The sequence below is a fragment of the Nocardioides caldifontis genome (assembly GCF_008087345.1).
Lineage (GTDB): Bacteria > Actinomycetota > Actinomycetes > Propionibacteriales > Nocardioidaceae > Marmoricola_A > Marmoricola_A caldifontis.
Window position 1 is genome coordinate 52,522 of record NZ_VHIB01000013.1, and the last position, 15,932, is coordinate 68,453.

Annotated in this window: 14 protein-coding genes; 1 reads left to right on the forward strand and 13 read right to left on the reverse strand. The window is 72.8% G+C overall.

The features are described 5' to 3' along the window. Window positions 1-33: 33 nt before the first annotated feature. The 9 genes from FIP57_RS19335 to FIP57_RS23390 all read right to left on the reverse strand — a co-directional run bounded on the left by FIP57_RS19335 (window position 34) and on the right by FIP57_RS23390 (window position 10,280). Window positions 34-1,137: a serine hydrolase domain-containing protein gene (locus tag FIP57_RS19335; protein WP_162529879.1), complete on the reverse strand. Its 1,104-nt coding sequence runs from the start codon at window positions 1,135-1,137 to the stop codon at window positions 34-36. A gap of 5 nt (window positions 1,138-1,142) precedes the next feature. After that, entirely contained in the window at window positions 1,143-2,948 is a 1,806-nt protein-coding gene (locus FIP57_RS19340) for an ABC transporter ATP-binding protein (RefSeq protein WP_148575200.1), read from the reverse strand. Then, entirely contained in the window at window positions 2,948-3,793 is an 846-nt protein-coding gene (locus FIP57_RS19345) for an ABC transporter permease (RefSeq protein ID WP_148575201.1), read from the reverse strand. Before FIP57_RS19345 ends, FIP57_RS19340 begins: the two co-directional genes overlap by 1 nt. After that, entirely contained in the window at window positions 3,790-4,743 is a 954-nt protein-coding gene (locus tag FIP57_RS19350) for an ABC transporter permease (protein WP_148575202.1), read from the reverse strand. The genes FIP57_RS19345 and FIP57_RS19350 overlap by 4 nt, the downstream gene beginning before the upstream one ends. Window positions 4,744-4,825: 82 nt before the next feature. Beyond that, window positions 4,826-6,415, reverse strand: coding sequence for an ABC transporter substrate-binding protein (locus FIP57_RS19355; protein ID WP_203231350.1), 1,590 nt, complete (start codon window positions 6,413-6,415; stop codon window positions 4,826-4,828). 384 nt (window positions 6,416-6,799) lie between these two features. Beyond that, a complete protein-coding gene (locus FIP57_RS19360; protein ID WP_148575203.1) occupies window positions 6,800-7,861 on the reverse strand; it encodes a maleylacetate reductase in 1,062 nt (353 codons plus the stop codon). Next, on the reverse strand, window positions 7,858-9,330 hold the full coding sequence (locus FIP57_RS19365; RefSeq protein ID WP_148575204.1) for a glycosyltransferase: 1,473 nt from the start codon (window positions 9,328-9,330) through the stop codon (window positions 7,858-7,860). The genes FIP57_RS19360 and FIP57_RS19365 overlap by 4 nt, the downstream gene beginning before the upstream one ends. Before the next feature lie 16 nt (window positions 9,331-9,346). Next, complete coding sequence (locus tag FIP57_RS19370; RefSeq protein ID WP_148575205.1) at window positions 9,347-9,973, reverse strand: hypothetical protein; 627 nt, start codon at window positions 9,971-9,973, stop codon at window positions 9,347-9,349. 46 nt (window positions 9,974-10,019) lie between these two features. Next, on the reverse strand, window positions 10,020-10,280 hold the full coding sequence (locus FIP57_RS23390) for an STAS domain-containing protein (RefSeq protein WP_162529880.1): 261 nt from the start codon (window positions 10,278-10,280) through the stop codon (window positions 10,020-10,022). Between the two features lie 359 nt (window positions 10,281-10,639). Here FIP57_RS23390 and FIP57_RS19380 point away from each other — a divergent pair, with 359 nt between their 5' ends. Then, window positions 10,640-10,843, forward strand: coding sequence for a Sec-independent protein translocase family protein (locus tag FIP57_RS19380; RefSeq protein WP_162529881.1), 204 nt, complete (start codon window positions 10,640-10,642; stop codon window positions 10,841-10,843). Window positions 10,844-11,439: 596 nt separating this feature from the next. On the opposite strand, the gene FIP57_RS19385 is transcribed toward FIP57_RS19380, so the two are convergent. The 4 genes from FIP57_RS19385 to FIP57_RS19400 all read right to left on the reverse strand — a co-directional run bounded on the left by FIP57_RS19385 (window position 11,440) and on the right by FIP57_RS19400 (window position 15,926). After that, window positions 11,440-12,648, reverse strand: a complete 1,209-nt coding sequence (locus tag FIP57_RS19385) for an ATP-binding protein (protein WP_148575208.1) — start codon at window positions 12,646-12,648, stop codon at window positions 11,440-11,442. Then, on the reverse strand, window positions 12,641-13,360 hold the full coding sequence (locus FIP57_RS19390; RefSeq protein ID WP_148575209.1) for a response regulator transcription factor: 720 nt from the start codon (window positions 13,358-13,360) through the stop codon (window positions 12,641-12,643). The genes FIP57_RS19385 and FIP57_RS19390 overlap by 8 nt, the downstream gene beginning before the upstream one ends. A gap of 56 nt (window positions 13,361-13,416) precedes the next feature. Further along, on the reverse strand, window positions 13,417-15,213 hold the full coding sequence (locus FIP57_RS19395) for an Ig-like domain-containing protein (RefSeq protein ID WP_148575210.1): 1,797 nt from the start codon (window positions 15,211-15,213) through the stop codon (window positions 13,417-13,419). A gap of 95 nt (window positions 15,214-15,308) precedes the next feature. Next, window positions 15,309-15,926 carry a signal peptidase I gene (locus FIP57_RS19400; RefSeq protein WP_148575211.1) on the reverse strand — a complete coding sequence of 206 codons (618 nt, stop codon included), beginning with the start codon at window positions 15,924-15,926 and terminating at the stop codon, window positions 15,309-15,311. Window positions 15,927-15,932 lie beyond the last annotated feature (6 nt).

Consider the following 15,932-nt stretch of genomic DNA (forward strand, 5'->3'; position numbering starts at 1 on the left):
CACCGTATGACCTCGAGGTGGTCGCGGCGAGGCTCAGCCGACGGCGTCGAGGAGGGCGTGCAGCCCGAGGTAGCTGAGGTCGCGTGCCTGGCGGTCGACCCAGGCGTCCTCGTAGGGCCACAGCGACGTCTTCACCACCACCGCGCCCGTACGGCGGTCCGCCGCCGCGAGCTGCCCGCGGCTGCCGTCCGCGGTGACCCGGTGGCCGGCGTCGTCCATCGGCCACCAGTGGTAGCCGAACCCGGCGTGCGTGGTGATCGTGCTGGGCAGCCGGCCGACCGCGAGGAACGGGTAGGCGGGGCGAGCAGCGGCGGCGACCCAGTCGGCGGACAGCAGCCGCTCGCCGCGGGCGGTGGTGCCGTCCACGGCGAGCGCCGCGACCTTGGCCCAGTCCCGGGCGGATGCGGCCAGGGCACCGCCGGCCAGGGCCGCTCCCCTGCCGTCGACGGCGACTGCGGCGTCCCCGGTGCAGCCGAGCGAGGCCCAGAGCCGGGCGACGTCGTCGGCGTACGACAGGCCGGTCGCGCGCTCCCGGACCCAGTCGAGCACCTGCGAGTCCGCGGTGCAGTAGGAGAACCGGGTCCCGGGCGCCACCCCCGGTCGGACCGCGGCGAGGAGCGCCCGCGAGTCGCCCCCCGCGAAGAAGCAGCCCAGCAACCGGGAAGCGAGGCTGTCGGGGTCGCGGTGGTCCTCCACCCAGTCGACGCCCGTGGTCATCGTCAGCAGGTCGAGGAGCGTCGTGCCGTCGTACCCCGTGCTGGCCAGCTCCGGGACGTGGGCGACGACCGCGTCCGCCAGCCCCAGCGCGCCGTCGCGGACCGCCCGGCCGACGACGTGCGCGAGCACCGACTTGGTCATCGACGCGCCGAGGAAGAGCGTGTCGGGGCCGAGCCCGTCGGCGTACCACTCCTGGACGACCCGGCCGCCCCCGAGGACGAGCAACGACGTCGTCCAGGTCTCCTGCGACCACTCGGCGAGGCCTCGGGAGCGCCCCGCACCGGCCACCTCGACCGTCAGCGCGCGGGGCTCCGACGCCAGGGGGCGCGGGTCCTCGGCAGGGACCACCACGTGGCGCCACCCCGGCTCGTGCTGGGGGTCGGTGAAGCCGAGCGTGGCGAGCAGGGGGCGCTCGGGCACGGGTGTCAGTCGATCCTCGGGCTGTTGGAGAGCAGCTTGCGGGTGTACTCCTCGCGGGGGTCGTCCATCACCTCGACGACCGAGCCGGACTCGACGACCCGTCCGGCCTGGAGGATCTGCACCCGGGCCGCGATCGAGCGGACCAGGGCGAGGTTGTGGGTCACGAACAGCATGCTGATCCCGCGCTGCTGTCGGAGCCCCTCGAGCAGCGAGACGATCGAGCCCTGCACGGAGACGTCGAGCGCCGAGGTGATCTCGTCGCAGATCATCACGTCGGGCTCGGCGGCCAGCGCGCGCGCGATGGCGACGCGCTGCCGCTCGCCACCGGAGAGCCGGCTGGCCTGGTAGTGCAGCATCCCGGAGCCGAGCGCCACCTGCTCCATGAGCTCGACGACGCGGTCGGTCGCGTCCTTGCCCTTCGCGAGCCCGAAGAGCTCCATCGGCCGCTTGATGATCTGCTCGATCGTCAGCCGCGGGTTCAGCGACAGGTAGGGGTTCTGGAAGATGTACTGCACGCGGCGGCGGTCCTCGGCGCTGCGCTTGCGGGCGCTCGTCGCGAGCGACCGGCCCTCGAACGCGATCGTGCCGGTCCACTCCTTGTGCAGCCCGCCCACCGATCGGGAGATCGTCGTCTTGCCGCTGCCGGACTCGCCCACGAGGGCGACGACCTCGCCCTTCGCCACGTCGAACGTGACGTCGTGGACGATGTGCTTGCGGCCGTAGAAGACGTCGAGCCCCTCGACCGACAGGATGACGTCGCGCGCCTTGTCGGGGTCGGCGTCAGGGACGGTCCCGAGGTTGATGTCCCAGGCTCCGATCTCGTCGACGCGGACGCAGCGCACCTCGTGGTCGGGCGCGACGGTGAGCAGGGGCGGCACCTGCTGGCGGCACTTGTCCTGGGCGTAGGCGCACCGGTCGTTGAACCGGCACCCCTCCGGCCGCGCGCCCGGCGCGGGCGTGCGGCCGGGGATCCCGCGGAGGGCGCGAGCGTGGCTGAGGTGCGGGATCGAGTCGAGCAGCGCGCGCGTGTAGGGGTGCGAGGGGTTCGCGAAGATCGTGTCCTTCGGGCCGAGCTCGACGACCTGGCCGGCGTACATCACGGCGACGCGGTCGGCGATGTTGGCGACCACCGCGAGGTCGTGGGTGACGTAGAGGGCGCTGACGCCGTGGCTGCGGCAGAGCGCCGCCATCGTGTCGAGCACCATCTTCTGCGTCGTCACGTCGAGCCCCGTCGTGGGCTCGTCGAGGACGAGCACCTTGGGCTTCGGCAGGAACGCCATCGCCAGCGCCACCCGCTGCACCTGGCCGCCGGAGAGCTGGTGGGCGTACCGCCTGAGGAACTCGTCGTCGTTGGGGAGCCCCACCTCGGCGAGCCCCTCGCGGGCCGCCTGGAGCCGCGACTCCGCCGTGCCGACACCGCGCAGCTCCTGGAGCTCGACGAGCTGCTTGCCGATGCGGATGCTCGGGTTGAGCGCGGAGGCGGGATCCTGCGGGACGTAGGCGATCTCCTCGCCGCGGATCTGGCGGACCTCCTTCCACGGCATCTTCAGGACGTCGCGCCCCTCGAGGAGCACCTTCCCAGCCGAGATCAGCGCGCCCGCCCTCGCGTAGCCGAGCAGCGAGGTGCCGACCGTGGTCTTGCCCGACCCCGACTCCCCCACCAGACCGACGACCTCGCCGGGGTGGAGCACCAGGTCGATGTCGTCGACGACGTCGACGGGGCGCCCGGTGAGCATCACGCCGAGGTCCTCGACGACGAGCCCCCCGCGCGGGGTCTCCTGCTGCTTGGCGTCGGGTCGTGTGGCGGTCATCAGTCCTCACCCCTCTGGCTGATCTGCGCGAGGCCGTCGGCCATCAGGTTGGTGGCGATGGTGAAGATCGCGATCATCAGCACCGGCGCCAGCACCGCCCACGGCTGGGTGGCGAGGCCGAGCCGGTTCTCGTTCATCATCTGCCCCCAGTTGGCGGCGCCGGGATCGGCGGCGAAGCCGAGGAACCCCAGCGCGGCCACGAGCCCGATCGAGTAGGTCAGCCGGAGCCCGGCCTCGGCGAGGAGCGGACCGACCATGTTCGGCAGCACCTCGGCGAGGATCACCCGCGACCGCTTCTCACCCAGCGCCTCGGCTGCGACCACGAAGTCGCGGGAGACGATGCCGAGGGCGACACCGCGGGCCACGCGGGCCACGCGTGGCGCGTGCGAGGCGCCGACGAGCACCACGATCACCCAGGCGGACGGGTTCTGCAGGGCGGTCAGCACCACGAGCGCCAGCAGGATCTGCGGGAAGGCGAGCAGCACGTCGTTGAACCGCATCAGCACCTCGTCCCACCAGCCGCCGGCGTAGGCCGCGACGACCCCGATGAGGATGCCGAGGACCATGCCGAGCAGGGTGGCGAGGACCGAGATGACCAGCACGCCCTGGCCGCCGTGCATCAGGCGGCTGAGGACGTCCTGCCCGAGGTAGTCGGTCCCGAAGAGCCCCGCCTTGGAGTACGGCGACCCAGCGGTCTCCTGCTCGCCGTACGGAGAGAAGAACGGGGCGAAGATCGCGAACGCGACCACCAGCAGCGTGACGACGAAGCCGAACGCGAACCGCTTCTGGTTCATCGCCCGCCGGAGGAACGACGGGGCGGCCGGGGCGCTGGCAGTGGCACTCATGAGCTGATCGCCGTCCTCGCTCGGGGGGTCAGCAGGATCGAAAGGACGTCGGCGACGAGGTTCACCACGATGTAGACCCCCGCGATGATCATGCTCAGCGCCTGCACCATCGGCACGTCGTGGTTGCGGACCGAGTCGACCAGCTGCCGGCCGACGCCCGGGTAGGAGAACAGCGTCTCCACGAGCACGACGCCACCGGCGAGCCAGGCGAGCTGCAGCGCGACCACCTGGATGCCGGGGACGATCGCGTTGAGCAGCGCGTGCTTGCGCATCACCACGGGCTCGGGGATCCCCTTGAGCCGGGCCAGCTCGACGTAGTCGCTGTCGAGCACCTCGAGCAGCGTCGCGCGGACGATGCGGGAGACGTACGGCGTCACCGCCACGACCAGGGTGGCGACCGGGAGGACCATCCCCTCGGGGCTGTCCCAGGGCCTCGTGCCCGGCGACACCAGGGTGACCGCCGGGAAGATGTTGAACACCGACGTCGAGAAGAGCGCGACGAGGAGGATGCCGGTCACGAACTCCGGCACGCCGGCGAGCGCCAGCAGGATCGTCTGGATCACCGTGTCCGGACGGCGGCGGCGGAAGTGCGCGGAGATCATCGCGATGCCGAACGCCAACGGGATCATCACCAGCGCCGCGAGCAGCACCAGCACCAGCGTGTTGACCACCGTGTCGGAGATCTGCCCCCACACCGGCTGCTGGTTCGCCAGCGAGGTGCCGAGGTCACCGGTGAGCAGCCCGCCGAGCCAGTCGAAGTACCGCGTCACGATCGAGTCGCCGACACCGAGCTGGGCCTCGAGCTGCTCGCGGCGGCCGACGTTGGTGTCGTAGTCCCGGCCGAGGATGGCCCGGACCGGGTCTCCGAGCGCCGCGGTGGCGAGGAAGACGAGGACCGAGACGAGCCAGAGCGTCAGGACGGCGAGGCCGAGGCGACGCAGCAGCCACATGGCCCAGGCTGTTGCGCCACCACGGCCCCGAGGAGGTGCGACCTCCTCGAGCGGATCATGGAGGGTCGCCACCTCGGTCATGTCAGACCGAGACCTTGTGGAACTTGTACTGCCCGAGCGGGAGGTACTTGCTCGGCTCGAGCCCCTGCACGTTCGAGGCGTAGGCGTCGACCTGCTGCCGGAAGCCCCAGATGATGAGCCCGCCCTCCTCGTACTCGATCTCCTGGGCCTGGTGGAGCAGGTCGTTCCGCTTCACCTCGTCGACCTCACGCGCTGCTGCGCTGACGAGCTCGCGGTGCTTCTCGTTGTCCCAGTGGGTCTCGTTGTACGTGCCGCCCTGCTCCGGCGGGAACGTGCCGACGACCGCCTGCGGGATGTAGTTGCGGGTGTTCCAGAAGTCCTGCGCGAACGTGTACGACAGGTAGTCGTCGTCGTAGAACGGCGTCTTCTTCGTGACCTTCACCTGGACACCGGCCTGCTTGGCCTGCTCGGCGAAGAGGTTCGCGGCCGGGACTGCCACCGAGCCGATGTCGTCGCCGGTGAAGAGCTCCACCTGGAGCCCCTCCGCGCCGGCCGCCTTCAGCAGCGACTTGGCCTGGTCGATGTCCTGCTCGCGCTGCGGGAGGTCGTCGGCGTAGGCCGTGTCGAGCGGCGCGTAGAGGTCGTTGCCCAGGGAGCCGTAGCCGCTCAGGGTCTGGTCGATCATCGCCTGGCGGTCCACGATGAGCCGGAACGCCTGGCGCACCCGGACGTCGTCGAACGGCGCCTGGTCGACCCGCATCGTGAACGGCACCCACTGGCCGCCCTCGGCCACGAGCACACCGCCACCGGCCCCCTCGATCGTGTCGACGAGGTTGTAGGGCAGGTTGTCGAGGGTGTGGATCTGGCCGGCCTGCAGGGCGTTGACCTTGGCGTTGTCGTCGGCGAAGTCCTGGATCTGGAGCTCGTCGACGAACGCCGGGTCGCCCCAGTAGTCGGCGTACTTGGTGAAGGTGCTCGTCTTGCCGACCTCGAACGACTTGAAGGCGAACGCGCCCGTGCCGACCGGGTTCTGCGGGTCGAACTCGCCGTCGGGGATGATCCCGAGCGTGTACTCCGCGAGCAGGGTGTCGAGGATCGCGTAGGGCGTGTTGAGCACCAGCTCCAGCGTGGTGTCGTCGACCACCTTGCTCGACTGGAAGTCGATGATCTGGGAGAGCTGGCCGCCTGCGGAGAAGGGCGCCTTGGGGTTGGCCACCCGGCGGATGCTCAGCCAGGCGTCGTTGGCGGTGACGGTCTTCCCGTTGTGGAAGGTCACGCCCTCGCGCATCTTGATCGTCCAGGTCTTGGCGTCCTGGGACGGCTCGACGGTCTCGGCGAGCGCCGGCTCCAGCTCGAAGTTGTTGTTCCAGAACAGCAGCGGCTCGTAGAGGTTGCAGCACCGTGCGATGTCGGCCGCCTGGACCGGCTGGTGCGGGTCGAGGGTGTCCTTGCTGCCACCGCCCGTCGCGCCGTGGATGAGGATGCCGCCGGTGCGCTGCTCGCCGCCGCCGCCACCACCGCCGCCCCCGCCGTCGTCACCGCCGCAGGCGGAGAGGAAGCCGCTCCCGGCCACCGCGGCGACCCCGAGCCCGGAGTACCTGAGCAGCTGACGGCGGGAAAGTCCGGGGTTCGGGCGCTGGTTCCGGTTCACTGTGCTGCTCCCTGCTGCCGACGTGAGATGGGCTGAGCGTGGTCTGCGCAACATAGGGCGGGCTAGGTTGGCAGGTCAACGAACCCGCCGCAGAGACACCCGTTTGTGATCTAGGCCCTGTTCCTCCGCGTGCGGAGGAAGCTCGGCAGCCTCGTCTCGACAGGACGTTCGACCCCCGGCTGCGGTGCGACCGCCTCTTGTGGGGCCGGGTCGCCTGCTGCGAATTGTGACTCAGACAATTACACCGGGGCCTGCGACGACGGGAGGGACCCGAGCACCCGGAGGTTCGCGCGATGTACGTCGAGGTCGGCTGGTGGTCCAGCAACGCGGTCATCCGCGCGGCCCACAGCCCCGTCGCGGTGTCTGAGCCCGCTCGCGGCCCCGTCACCAGGCGCGGTACAGGAGCTCCCCGAGCGACGCCGCGTCGACGGGCCGGGGGTTCGGGTACGGCGACGCCACGACCCGTTCGACGATGCCGGCCAACCCTTCGCGCGGCACCCCCAGGTCACGGAGCCGGGTCGGCCCGTCGTGGCTGCCGGCGAGCCGGGCGACCACCGCGACGGGGTCACCGTCCACGCACGAGGCGAGCCGCTCCGCGGCGGACGGCGCGTGCGGGAGGTTGTGCTCCATGACGTGGGCGAGCAGCAGCGCGTGGAGCTCGGCGTGCGGCAGGTCGAAGGTGCCGCCGAGGGCGTGCGCCAGCTGGTGGTGCAGCCCCATCGTCGTACCGGCCAGGCAGAGCCCCGCGAGCCACGCCCCGGACTGCAGCCGGCTCCGGGCGTGGATGTCCCCGGGAGCCTCGAGCGCGTCCGGGAGCGCATCCAGGAGGTGGCCCACGGCCTCGGTGGCGAGGGCGTCGGTGACCGCCACCGCATCGGGCGCCCAGAGCGCCTCGACGGCGTGGGCAACCGCGTTCAAGGCGCTGGTGAGGGTCAGCCCGGCCGGCATCGCAATGGTGAGCTCGGGGTCGTAGACCACGGTGCCCGGGGCCAGCGCCGGGTCACGTCGCGTCGTCTTGACCCCCTCGTCGGTCTCCCCGAGCACCGGCGTGACCTCCGAGCCGGCGTAGGTGGTCGGGACCGCGACCTGGGGCACCCCGGTGCGGGCGCTGACCGCCTTCCCCAGCCCCACGGCCGACCCGCCCCCCACGGCGACGACGGCGTCGACCGACCGCGCGGCCACCAGCTCCATCGCCTCGGCCGTGACCGAGACCGGGGTGTGCACGACCGGGCCGTCGAACCTCGCGGCCAGCCGCCCGCCGAGCTCGGTCGCCAGCTCGTCGGCGGCGGCGGACGCCGAGCGTGTCGCGACGAGCAGCACCCGCTCGGCGCCGATCCGGGTCACCTCGTCCACCACGTGGTGGCGCGCCCCGACGCCGGTCAGCACGCGCGCCGCGAGCGAGCGGTGGACGCGGACGTCGTCGGTCACGGCGGTCGGCAGGCTCATGACCCGAGCAGCTCGCCGAGGAGCTCGACGTACTGGATGAGGTGCCGGTCGCCGAGGTAGGTGGTCCGCACCCGTTCCCGGGCTCCAGACCCGAGCCTAGCGGCGAGCTGGTCGTCGGCCAGCAGCTCGCCGACGAGCGAGGCGAACGCGCCCAGGTCCCGCGGGTCGTCGAGCAGCAGGCCGCTGCGGCCGTCCTCGACCTGGTCCGCGATCCCGCCGACGCGGGACGCGACGACCGGGCGCCCCTTCCACATCGGTTCCGTCACCGTCAGCCCGAACCCCTCGACGAGGCTCTTCTGCACCACCACGGCGGCGTCGTGCTGCAAGGCGTTGACGAGGTGCGCGTTCTCCTCGAGGTCGCCCATCGGGAGCGCGACGAGCCCGATCCGCTCGCGGACCGCGGACGGCTGCTCCTCCCAGAGCGCACAGCACTCCCCCAGCACCTCGGCGCCCTCGGGGTCGTCGCCGACCCCCGCCACCTCCGGCCCGACGAGGAGCAGGTGCGCGTCGTCGCGGAACCGGTCGACGTGGTCCGCGAACGCCCGCAGCACGCCCGCCATGTCCTTGAGCCGGTCCCACCGGCTGACCTGCAGCACCACCTTCGCCCCGGGGCGCGGCGGTGCGCCCGCGGCGAAGAGCCCGGCGTGGCGACGGACCACTCCGGTGGAGCCGTCGCGGCGGCCGAAGGTCGCGCTGCCCCCGGCGTCCCCGTCGGCGCGCAGCCCGGAGCGGTGCAGGGTCGCCCGGACGTCGGCCTCGGGGAGCTGCAGGTTCTTGGGGCTGAACGGGTCGAGCGAGGGCGGGATGACCCGGACCGTCGACGGGTCGACCCAGTCGGGCGCGTAGACCGCACGCGACCAGATGGTCGCCTCCGCCTGCTCGACGTACGGGCGGAGGAAGGCCCAGCCCGCCTCGGTGTGCTCGTCGGGAGTGTCCCGGCCCACGTGGCACCGCCACAGGACCCGGGCGCCGGCCTCGCGCAGCCCTGGCACCAGCCCGGCCGTCTGCGGGTCGTGGAGCAGGACCACGTCACCCGGACGGACCCGCTCGAGCAACGCCTCGAGGTTCACTGCCAGCACCCGCTCGTACTCACCGCGCTGCTCCTCCCCCAGCGGCCCGCCGTCGCCCGGCGAGCCGTGCAGGTAGTTGTGCAGCCGCTTGGTGAGGGTGAAGAACGCCGGCTCGCCGCTGAGCACGAGCCACCGGGAGTCGACGCCGGCGCCGCGGGTGTACGCGAGCAGGGTGCCGAGCATCTCGGCGACGCCGCCGCCGCTCGCGGTCGCGTTCACGTTCCAGACGGTGCGATCGCCGAGCAGCGTACGCGCGGCGCCGGCGGCCGAGACCAGCCGCGCTGCACGCTCCTCCCCGACGAGCGGGAAGAGCCGGTCGAGAGGCGTCGCGGCCACCTCGACCTCGGTCAACGACGGGGGCGGCAGGTCGATCGACGCCTGTGCAGGTGCTGCTGCCACGTGCCCTCCCGATGCGTCAGGAAGGCCCTTGCCGGCCTTCGGACTCGCACTCGTGCCCAGGAAACACCACCTGGAGCGAGCGGCGGTCGAGCCGGGGCGGCGTGCCGGCGTACCTCGTCACGTCGCGGCAGCGGAGCACCACGCGCTCGCCGGGCTCGACGAGCCGACCGGCCGGGCCGGCGGACCGGCAGCGGGCGCGGTACCCCATCTCCGTGGCGCCGCGGAACGTGCCGGTGACCGTGACCCCGATCGGACGCTGGGCGCCGGCGCCGCCGTTGACGAGCCGGAACCACGTCCGGGTGCCGTCGGTGGTCCTCGCGACCCGCACCGGACCCACGACCCGCCAGACGTCGGGCCGCTCGCCGTCGTCGCGTGCCGCGTCGTCGATCGACCGGGCCAGCGGCTCCGAGAGGGCGGGGGCGTCCGCTGCGGCGGCGTCCGGCTGGGCCTCGGTCTGCCCGGGCCAGTTGACGACCGCGGTGACCCCGGCAGCGACCGCCACCACGGCGACCGCGACCCGGGCGGGGACGGACGCCATCCGACCGGCGAGCAGGCGACGCACGCGGCCAGGGGCACGCTCGTCGTCGAGCCACTCGACGTCGTGGCGCTCGGGGTCAGGACGCTCGGGCCCTGCGCCGTCCATGGGGCAACGCCACCACGGGGGTGACGTGCGGTCAACCCCGGAGCTGTCAGCGCAGCAGCGCGTCGAGCCCGGTGACGGCGAGCAGCCGGTCGAGGTACGGGTTCCGGTCGTAGAGAACCCGGAGGGAGCCCTCCTCGGCCTCGACCTTCCGCTTCGTGCGCAGCAGCAGCCCGAGCCCGGACGCGTCGGCGAAGGTCACCCCACTGAGGTCCACCACCAGCTCCGTGCGCCCCTCGGCCACGAGCTCGTCCAGGCACCGCACGAGGTCGGGTGTGCCCGCGACGTCGACGTCTCCGGCCACCACCACGTCGGCACCACTGTCATCCCTGTGTGCGACCGTCACCCGGAGGGGTCGTCGGGACCCCGAGGGCGGCGGCGCGTGTCGTCCAGACACCGTTCCTCCCAGCGCGGACGAAGGCGCAGCCTCCCAAGCGACGAGTCCGTCCGCAGCCTCCACGGTAGGGAGATGTGGTTGTACCTCCCAAGGGCCGACCGGCACCTCCGGCGGGACCCTCGGACCGTCTCCCCACCCCGTTGCCGAAGGTCCCGGCTCACCCGGCGAAACGAAAAGTAAAAAGTCGCGCTCGATACTGTTCAGGACCTATGTCCCCATCCAGACTGGGTCCGTGTCGGGAGGGACCTGACACACACTCGGGGAGGTGCAGGATGTCGCTCGTCATCGCCATCCTGGCAGGCTGGTTCGTGCTGAGCCTCGTCGTCGCGCTGGCCTTCGGCCGCGCCGCCCGTCTGGGCTCCGACCAGACCCGCCTCCCCGGCGGCCCCGCCGACCCGGCGCACGTGCCCGCGCCTGCGTACTCTCCTCCGACCGCTCCCCAGCAGCGCCGCCACCACGGCCCCGCCGCCGCCTGACCTTTCCATGTTGAACCGCCCTTCGTGGCGTGCCCCTTCGCGTTGAACCGCCCTTCGTGGCGTGCCCCTTCGCGTTGAACCGCCCCTTGCGTCGTACGACGGCACGCGAACGAGCTCAGTAAGTTCGATCAGCACCGGATCGACGTCCGAGCTGTGCGGATCGAACTAGATGCGACTCGGGCCGCGGCCGACCCGCGCCACGAGGGGCGGCTCAACACCCAGACGCGCGCCACGAGGGGCGGCTCAACACCCAGACGCGCGCCACGAGGGGCGGCTCAACACACCCCCCGGCCGCCACGAGGGGCGGTTCGACAGACCCACGACACGCCCGGGATTGCAGGAAGTTGCATTACACCCTCGCGCACGGCGGCGCTCTGTTTGGGGCCTGGACGCCTCGCCATACTGCAACTACCGGGACGCACCGCTGGTGACCCCCACCCCACCCACCCCTCGGTCCCAGCGAGACCCTCCCCCACAGGGCGCGCCCCGGTGCGAGGAGCGGAGGACATGGATCCTTCGCGGTGGGCTTCCCTGGCGCGCTGGAGGCGCCAGGGAAGTCCACGTCCCCGGCGCGACCGGCGCCCCGGGTCAGCGCGTCACTGCATGCCGAGCCCGGCCACCACGTCTTCCCGGGGCAGCATCAGCACCAGCCGCGGCGGCGGGCCGCAGTCGTTGACGACCCGGCCCCCGAGCGCGCTGGCGATCTCGGACGCCTCGACGGCGACCGTCGGGCCACCGGAGGCGGTCGCGTAGGTGAAGCTCACCGCGTCGTGGGTCGTCTCCTGCGTCAGCCGGACCGTGATCGGTCCCTCGGCCTCCGACGCCGCCCGCTCGAGGAGCAGGTCCACCGCCCGGACGACCGCGGTGCGCGGCAGCCGGACCGGGAGCGACGTGGCCCCGTCGACGGCGAACCGCTGGCCCCGGCTGCGTGCGGCGGGCTCGGCGGAGCGCACGCACTCCGCGACCACGTCGGCGAGGTCGAGCGGCTCGGCGCGGTGCATCGTCTCGTCGTGCGACTGCTCGAGCAGCGAGGTCACGGCCGCGGAGAACCGGTCGACCTCACCGATGATGCGGTGCAGCTCGGCGGAGACCTCCGGAGTGGTCTGCGGCCACATCGTCAGGTCCTCGAGGGTGAGCCGCAGCGCGGTGATCGGCGTGCGCAGCTCGTGGGAGGCGTAGACCGCGACGTCCCGCTCGCGTCGGAGCATCCGCTCCAGCCGCTGCCCGCTGTCCTGGAGCGCACGACCGATCGCGTCGGCCTCCGGTACGCCGTAGCGCGGCACCTCCTGGTCGAGCCGCCCCCGTCCGAGCTCCTCGGCGACGGACGCCAGCTCGGTGAACGGGCGGGACAGGCGGCGGGAGAGCAGCAGCCCGGCGACGCCGGCCACCACGATCAGCAGCACCCCGAGCACCAGGAGCGGGAGCACCGCGGAGCGGACCGCGTCGTCGACCACCTCGTCCGACAGCGTCAGGGTGACCGTCCCGCCCCCGTCGAGCTCGCGGCTCGCCGAGATGTCGGCGTCGGGCCAGGCCCGTGGCGGCACGGAGACGTCCTCGCCGTCGCCCGAGGTGTAGGTCAGCCGCTCGTCCTCACCGACGAGCCGCTCGAGCGTCTCCGAGGTGATCGGCTCGCCGTCCCCGACGCCGGTCTCGAGGTGGAGGGCCACCAGGTCGGCTGCGCGGTCGACCCGGTCCTGCTGCTCGGACTCGACGAGCGAGGTGAGCATGAAGAACCGGGGGCCGCCGTACAGCACGACGAGGACGACCGCGATGCCGACGAAGGCGGTGACCAGGCGTCTACGCATCGCCCGGCCTGTCCTCGAGACGGAACCCCACGCCGCGCACGGTCACGACCGCGACGGGCGCGGAGGCGCTCTCGAGCTTCTGCCGCAGCCTCCCGATCGTGACGTCAAGGGTCTTGGTGGAGCCGAACCAGTTCTCGTCCCAGACCTCGTCCATGAGCCGTTCGCGGGTCAGGACGTTGCCGCGCTCCTCGTCGAGCAGTGCGAGCAGGTCGAACTCCTTGGAGGTCAGCGCGACCTCTTCCTCCCCGACCCACACCCGGCGGGCCTGGGGGTCGACGCGCAGCCCGGACGGGGCCGGGCCCGTGGCGGCAGGCGCGCCCTCGGCGGCGGGGGCGTGCGTCACCCGCACCGCGCGTCGGAGCAGCGCCCGCACCCGGGCCAGGAACTCCCCGAGGGCGAACGGCTTGGCGAGGTAGTCGTCCGCGCCGACGTCGAGCCCGACGACCCGGTCGAGCTCCCCGCCGCGCGCGGTCAGGATCAGGATGCCGCCGTCGAACCCCTGGCCGCGCAGCTCGCGGCACACCTCGAGCCCGTCCATGTCGGGCAGCCCGAGGTCGAGCACGACGAGGTCGACACCGCCGGCTCCGACCCGGGAGATCCCGTCGCCGCCGGTCGCGGCCCGGTCCACGTCGTACCCCTCGCGCTCGAGCGTGCGGCGCAGCGGGAGCGCGATGCCGTCGTCGTCCTCGACCATCAGGATCTGGTGCGCCATCCCACCGAGGATAGGGTCGCCACCCCCGAGGTCCGGGAGCTCGTGCGCGACGCTCATCAGAACTCCCGGTCCAGGACGCCGGGCTCGGCGACCGCGGCGGTCGAGGTGGGGCGTCCGGCGAGGTCGGTGGCGCCGGCGGAGGGCGTCCACACCGTCGTCGAAGCCGTGGTGACCTGACGGGGCGTGTTGCCCGAGGTCTGCGCGCCGACGACCAGCGTCACGGTGGTGACGGGCATTCCTTCGACGGTCGTGGTCGTCGCCGTCATGGTGGCGGCGAACTGGACGGTCTTGAGGAACCCGACGTAGTTCTGCTTGAGGTTCACCGACCCGAGGCGCACCGCGGCGGAGCCGCGGAGGACGTCGAGCACGTCGCCGTTGCTACCGGTGCCCAGCAGGAGGCCGTCGCGGACCCGGACCGTGACCGGGAGCGCCGCGCCGTTCCACGACGGGGTGATGCTGGCCAGGTCGACCTGGCCGCTGTAGGTGAAGGTGACGGTGTCACCGGCGTCGAGCCGGCCGGGGGTGCCGCCGCCGTTGGCGGTCTGCACCCCGAGAGCGCGCAGCGGGCTGTTGTCGACGCGACGGTTGGTCACGACGGTCGAGGAGGTGCTCTTCCCGGCCCCGTCGACGAGGACGGCGCGCAGGTCGTAGCCGCCGTCGGCGACGCCGGTGGTGTCCCAGGTGCAGGAGTACGGCGCCGTGGTGTCGGCGCAGATGTCGACCCAGCCCGTGGTGCCGGTCGCGGCCTGCTGGAGCCGGACCGAGGTGACACCGGCGGTGGAGCTGGCGTTGGCCGCGACCGTCACCGTTCCGCGCAGGTTGCTGCCGGGGTCGGTCACCGACACCGACGAGACGGTGTTGTCGACGGTCCGGCCGGCGACCACGGCGGAGGTCGACGCGTTGCCGGCCTCGTCGGTGGCCAGGGCCCGGAACGACCAGCTGCCGTCGGCGACCTTGGTGGTGTCGAAGGCGCAGCCGTAGGGCTCCTCGGTCACCGTGCAGACGTCCCGGTAGACCGTCGTGCCGCCGGCCGCGACCTGGATCGTCACGGCGGCCACGCCGGAGGTGGCGTCGGAGGCGGTCGCGGTGAGGAGCACGGTCCCGCGCAGGGGGCTGCCCGGGTTCTGCATCGTGACCGCGGGCGCGGTGTTGTCGACGGTGACGTCCTCGACCAGCGAGGACGTGCGGGTGACCGTGCCCGCGGTGGCGACCGCGCGGAGGTCGTAGTCGCCGTCGGCGACGCCGGTGGTGCTCCAGTCGCAGCCGTACGGCGCGGTGGCGTCGGTGCAGATCGGCTTCCACGTCGTGCTGCCGGCAGTGGCGTGCTCGATCCTCACCGACCACGCACCGGCCCCGGTCACCGTCACCGCGAGCGGCACGGTGCCGCGGAGCACGTCCGTCGGCTCGGCGAGGACCACCGTCGCGGTGTTGGCGACGCGCGTGGTGAGGGTCGCCGAGGTCGCGCTGATCCCCGCGGTGTCGGTCGCCACGGCGCGGAGCTCGTGGCTGCCGTCGGCGACGGTGCGGCTGTCCCACGCGCAGGTGTACGGCGCGGTGGTGCTCGTGCAGAGCGTGGTCCAGGTCCCGCCCGAGCCGGCGTGCTGCACGGCGACCGAGGCGATCGCGCTGTCGGCGTCCGCGGCGGTGGCGGTGAGGGTGACCGTGCCCTGCACGACGGCCGGGGGCGCGGTGAGCACGACCGTCGGGGGCGTCCAGTCGGAGGCCGCACGGACGGTCGCGGTGGCGGTGGTCGCGGACACGAACGTCGCCCCGGCCAGCTGCGGCCCGCCGACGACGAGCGCGGTCGCGAGGGCGACGGCGCCGACGAGGGCGGCGGTGAGGCGGCGGGGCATGTGGCGTCCTGGGGATCGGGCTTCGGGGGCGTCGTCAACGCTACGGAGGAGCGGCCCACAGGACTTCCACACGGAGTCCACGGCGGGGTAACAGCTCAGGCGTGCACGGGAGCACCGCGGTCGCCCCGGGCCTGGGCGGGGATGTGCCCGGCCCGGCGGGCGTCCCTGCGTCGCTCGCGGAGCGCTCCGGCGAGCTCGCCGAGGGCCAGCAGGGCGATGACGGCGGCGGGGCCGCCGATCGCCAGCATCCGGAGCTGCGGGTCGGCCAGCGCGATGAAGAGGTGGCCGACGTGCGGGACGGTGGTGACCACGACCGGCTGGGTGGCCCGGTCGAGGCTGAAGGTCCAGGGGTCGACCGAGGCGTTGGCGTCGCCCTTGGTGCGGAGGGTCAGGCGGCCCGTCCCGTCGGGGACCATCGAGACGATGCGGTGGGTCACCAGGTCCGTCGTGCCGGAGTCGGCCGGCGGGAGGTAGGTGATGACGTCGCCGACCTCGAGCTGCTCGACGGGGACCTGGCGCTCGAACGCGACCGACCCCTTCTCGAAGGTGCCCGACATCGACCCGCCGGTGATCACGTAGCGGTCGTAGCCGAGGAGGCTCGGCGCCAGCCAGGCGGCGCAGCCGAGGATGACCAGCACCATCGCGAGGTTCCCGAGCCGCTGGAGCGGCGAGGGACGGCTGCTGGTGCGGCCGTCCCGCTCGTCCGTGCCCATGGGTCC